The organism is Campylobacter concisus, assembly GCF_902460595.1.
Taxonomy (GTDB): Bacteria; Campylobacterota; Campylobacteria; order Campylobacterales; family Campylobacteraceae; genus Campylobacter_A; species Campylobacter_A concisus_BL.
The window spans coordinates 250,819-254,966 of the sequence record NZ_CABPVA010000001.1 but is presented as its reverse complement, the minus strand read 5'-3'; the positions used below and the strand labels follow the sequence as shown (position 1 = coordinate 254,966).

The 4,148-nt window shown below is 34.9% G+C and carries 4 protein-coding genes; all 4 read right to left on the bottom strand.

The genetic code is table 11. The annotated features are described in order from the left end of the window. Positions 1 to 4 precede the first annotated feature (4 nt). The 4 genes from F3G86_RS01215 to tssJ are packed head-to-tail and all read right to left on the bottom strand — an operon-like array spanning position 5 to position 3,923. Positions 5 to 1,285 carry a type VI secretion system domain-containing protein gene (locus tag F3G86_RS01215; protein ID WP_149722747.1) on the bottom strand — a complete coding sequence of 427 codons (1,281 nt, stop codon included), beginning with the start codon at positions 1,283 to 1,285 and terminating at the stop codon, positions 5 to 7. After that, positions 1,286 to 2,050, bottom strand: coding sequence for a type IVB secretion system protein IcmH/DotU (gene icmH, locus F3G86_RS01210; RefSeq protein ID WP_012001087.1), 765 nt, complete (start codon positions 2,048 to 2,050; stop codon positions 1,286 to 1,288). It lies immediately after the preceding gene. A 9-nt stretch (positions 2,051 to 2,059) separates the two neighbouring features. Then, positions 2,060 to 3,454 (bottom strand): type VI secretion system baseplate subunit TssK, encoded by a 1,395-nt coding sequence (tssK, locus tag F3G86_RS01205; RefSeq protein ID WP_149722746.1) that lies wholly within the window; start codon positions 3,452 to 3,454, stop codon positions 2,060 to 2,062. Between the two features lies 1 nt (position 3,455). Then, positions 3,456 to 3,923 carry a type VI secretion system lipoprotein TssJ gene (tssJ, locus tag F3G86_RS01200; RefSeq protein ID WP_103565622.1) on the bottom strand — a complete coding sequence of 156 codons (468 nt, stop codon included), beginning with the start codon at positions 3,921 to 3,923 and terminating at the stop codon, positions 3,456 to 3,458. Between the last annotated feature and the right edge of the window lie 225 nt (positions 3,924 to 4,148).

The window sequence follows — 4,148 nt, the reverse complement described above, 5'->3', positions numbered from 1 at the left end:
TTTATCACAAAAATGTTTTTGCCTTTATATAAATATCTGACAAATAATCCTTAAGCTCAGTGTTTTCTATAAATTTAACTATTTGCGAATATACAACTTTTGCATTGTTATCCATGCCTTGGCTTGTAAAAATTTTGGAAAGCTCTAACAAAAAGCTAAGCTCGCTTTGCGAATTTGTTGTATATTTGCTTCTATCAAGGGCTTTTATCAGCTCCTCAAAGCTCATATCTTTTTTCATTTCGCCACTAGAGATAAAATTTGCGGTCTCTTTTTTACTAAAAAATTTAGCACTCTCTTCGCTGAAAAATGCCTCTTCACTTTGAAATTTGAGCTTTTTCATATCTGGGAATTTTTCTATAAAATTTAAAGTCATATTAGAAACTAGTTCGCTTTGCTCGCTTAGACCAGATGATCTTAAAAACTCGCAAAATATCCTAACGCCATCTATCCAAAATGGATTAAGGGCTAAATTTCTTATAAATTTCTCCAAATTTTCTTGACTTGCTTCTTTCATATTTTTAAAAAGTAAGATCAAATTTTCATCAGGATAGCGTATCTGCGTCACTTGCTCGCTGCTAACTGGCAAAGTCTTGATCCTGCCCCACATCGCCTCAAAAATAAGCGAGTAAGCGGTCAAATTTTTTATGTCATTTTTTAAAAGCGAGACGGATAAATTTACAAAGTACTCCCTAAACTCTCTATCACTAAATGTGCTAATATCACTACTGCCAAAAGAGACACTTTGTGAGTAGCTCGGCTCGGCTTTTGCTGGCTGCTTTGGCTCCTCTACTTTTTGAGCTTGCTCGCTTTTCTCTTCTATATAAAGCGTATCAAAGTGCGTGCTAAGCTCGCGTGAGAGCTCAGGCACAAGCTCATTAAAAGCTCTTGCGCTCGCTTCGTCTAAATTTATACCATCCCTATGAGCTTGCGTAAAAAGCTCTATCGTTTGAGCAAATATCTTTTTTTTAGCAGGCACTTGCTTTTCATTTTTTGCTAATAAATTTGGCTCTTGTTTTAGAGTAGTTAGAAAAAATGAAAAGGCCTCGATCAGGGTTTTCAAACTATCTTTTTGGTTTAAATTTATAGCAGAGATCGCTAAGAAATTTAAAAGCTTTACATCGAGGCTAAATTCGCTTAATGCCTTTAAAGACGAGCTAAAAACAAAGTCCCATTTTATCGTATCATGCGTCAAAGTCTTATACTTTGACATCTCGTCTATAAGGCTGATGTAGAGTTCGTTTTCTGAAAAGTTTTCGTTAAATTTGTTGAAAAACTTATCTTGCACTTACTTTTTGTCCATAAAATTTTCTATTTTATTGTTTAGGACGCTGTCGTTTTTAACGTTGTTTTGATCCATCGAGTAGGTGCTATATAAAAACGCAGCCGCAATAGCTGCAAGCGCTATAAGGATAAAATAAAATTTCAAATGTCTTAGTGAGAATATCTCAAAAAAGCTTCTCTTTTTAGTTTTTAAATAGCTCTTTTCAAATACATTTTCATCAGCCTTTATAAGTGGTGAAACGGCTGAGGCTATATTTTCACAAAGGTATGAAATTTTCTCATTGCAATCTTCTTGCGCTTCGTATTTACCCTTGTAACCAAGCACCAAACAAGCGTAGATAAACTCTAAAAAGTCCTTGTTTTTGCCAACGTTTTCAAACCATTTATCCATGATGCCAAAGAATTTGTTGCCACCTAAATTTTCGTTGAAAAATCTTGTTGTTAAGGTGTTGTTCGCCCAAAAACTGTTCATAAAAATTTCGTTTTTAAGCAAGCTCTCATCGATGAAAACACAAAGGCAATATCTAAGCCTAATGATGTCATCCTCTTCATAAATGCCTAAATTTGAGATCTTTGAAGTGGTGCTTAATATATCATTTATCAGCTTTTCACGTAAATTTTGCATCTCACTTTGTGAAAAATTTTGTAGTTTTGATACTCTGTTTGCTAAAAGAAGCAGTGGTAGCACGTGATCTAGGGCAGGATTTGCACCAAGTCCTAGAAGCTTTGTCTGGCTTAAAGCCGAAATTTCATTTTGATTCTCACTCATTTTTTATCCTTATAATAAAGCCCACATCTTAATGTCAGCATTTGATAAATTTGCTGTTATATAGACGCTAATAACGCTTTGATTTGCGAAGCTTTTAAAAATTTCATCTTTTTTATCGATCTTGTAGTAGATATAGTCATTTAGCTTTGGCAATGTACTTGGTATAGCTGAAATTTGCTCTACATTTATGCCGCGAAGCTGCGATGAGACGATACTTTTGATGTTTGATTGGGTGTGAATTTTGCACTGTTCTTTGAAATTTTTGAGCAGGTACTCATTTTTTGTATCGCTATGGATAGCAAAGTAAATTTCTGAGTTTTCTATGATGCTTGGATTATCAAAGACGCAGTCAAAAAAGCCGTGATTGTTTTTAACGATCTGTGCCATGACGTATTTTGGCGACAAGATATGCGAGAACAAAAGCCTAAGATTGTTTATTAGCGGTACAAAAGTTTGACTTAAGTTGTTGTGATCATAAGCTATAAATTCGCTAAAACTATCATCGTGACTTAGGGCTAGCAGATCAGCTTGAAAATCAACTAGCTTTTCATATAAATACTCTGGATGAATTTTGTCTCTTTTGAAAAGATATGAGAATATCAAGTGCCATTTTTTAAGCATATTTAGCGTCAAATATGTTGAGATATCAAGCCTATTTTTAGCCTGATCTATGCCACCTAAAAGCCCAGTATAGCTCTCTTGATGCTGCTTTGTAGCAAAGCTAAACTCATCTATAAAGCTAGTGATGAAAGAATTTTTACCGACATCGATGCAAGTTGGTATAAATTTCTCATCAAGTGTTATTTGTTTGTTTAGATCTATGTTTTTTATCCTGCAAATAGGCACGCTAAGCTCATAAGGCGTTTTTGAGCCAAGCACTCCCAGAGTCGATCTTTGACTTGCTAGGATCAAATTTTCTTTATCCTGCGTAAAAGCAGATGAGAGTTCAAAGTCGTCTTTGTCATCAAGCTCATCTAAAATGTCATTACTAGCTTCATCATGCACTCTTGAGCTAATGAGCGCTTGTTTGGCCGTAAATTTTAGATTTGGTAGATTGTTTTGCAAGCTAACATCAACAAGCCCTGAGCTAACTGGTAGCTTTAGTACGATGACGGCAGAATTTAGCTCGCTAGGACTTATCTCAAGTGGCTCTGGTAGGTCGTCTTGATCTGGGGCGTTAAATATCGTACCATCTTGCGAGATGCAAGAAATTTTATTTAGCCCTATCTTGCCTTGAAGCAAAAGCTCACTTGAGATCTCAAGATCCAAAACTCCATATAAATTTGAAAAAGACGAGACGGTCTTTAGGTTTAAATTTCTCTCAAAATACCTCTCTTGCTGCTCAAAATGAACCTTATCAACGTTCATCCCGTTGTACCAGACAACTTTTAATTTATCAGACATTTTATTTGCTTGCTTGGATCTTAGAGCCGCTGGCGTCTATGGTATTTACGCCATTTTTAGTTATCTCAAAAACTATATTTTTCTCTTTTGCTTCTTTTGTTGATTTGTAAGCTTTGATATTTGTCTTGCTTTGATCAGCATAAAGCACCAAAATGCCCACGTATGGCACTTCGTCTGGATCGACATTTGTAAAAGCGTACCTGTTTGTATTTGGCTGAATTTGCGTTTTTATCGAGTCTATCTTGTCTTGACCAAGTATGTCACCATTTTTCTCAGCTAGATCAACTATGCTAGCTTGCTGAAATTTTGCTACATCTCTTAGCTTATAAGCGATGATGGTCACTGGAACGTTGTCACCGTGGTAGTTTAAGTTTGAATTTGGAGTGTTGCTTATGATAAGATCTTTTGCACATCCTGCGATAAATAGCATAAAAATTAAAGAACAAAGAAATTTAAACGTTTTCTTCATGGTTTCCTTTACCTCACGTTAATAATATTATTTTTATGTAATTCTATCTAAAGTTATTTTAGAAGAAACTTATTTTAAAATCAATGTTCTTAAATAAAACTTTAATGAGCATTAATCAATCCTTTATATTATGCTCTTTGGCATAGCTTAATATCTTTTGCCTAAGATCTTCTGGGAAGCTATCTCTATACATCACTGGTGTTAAAGGGTTTAGCTTTTTATCTA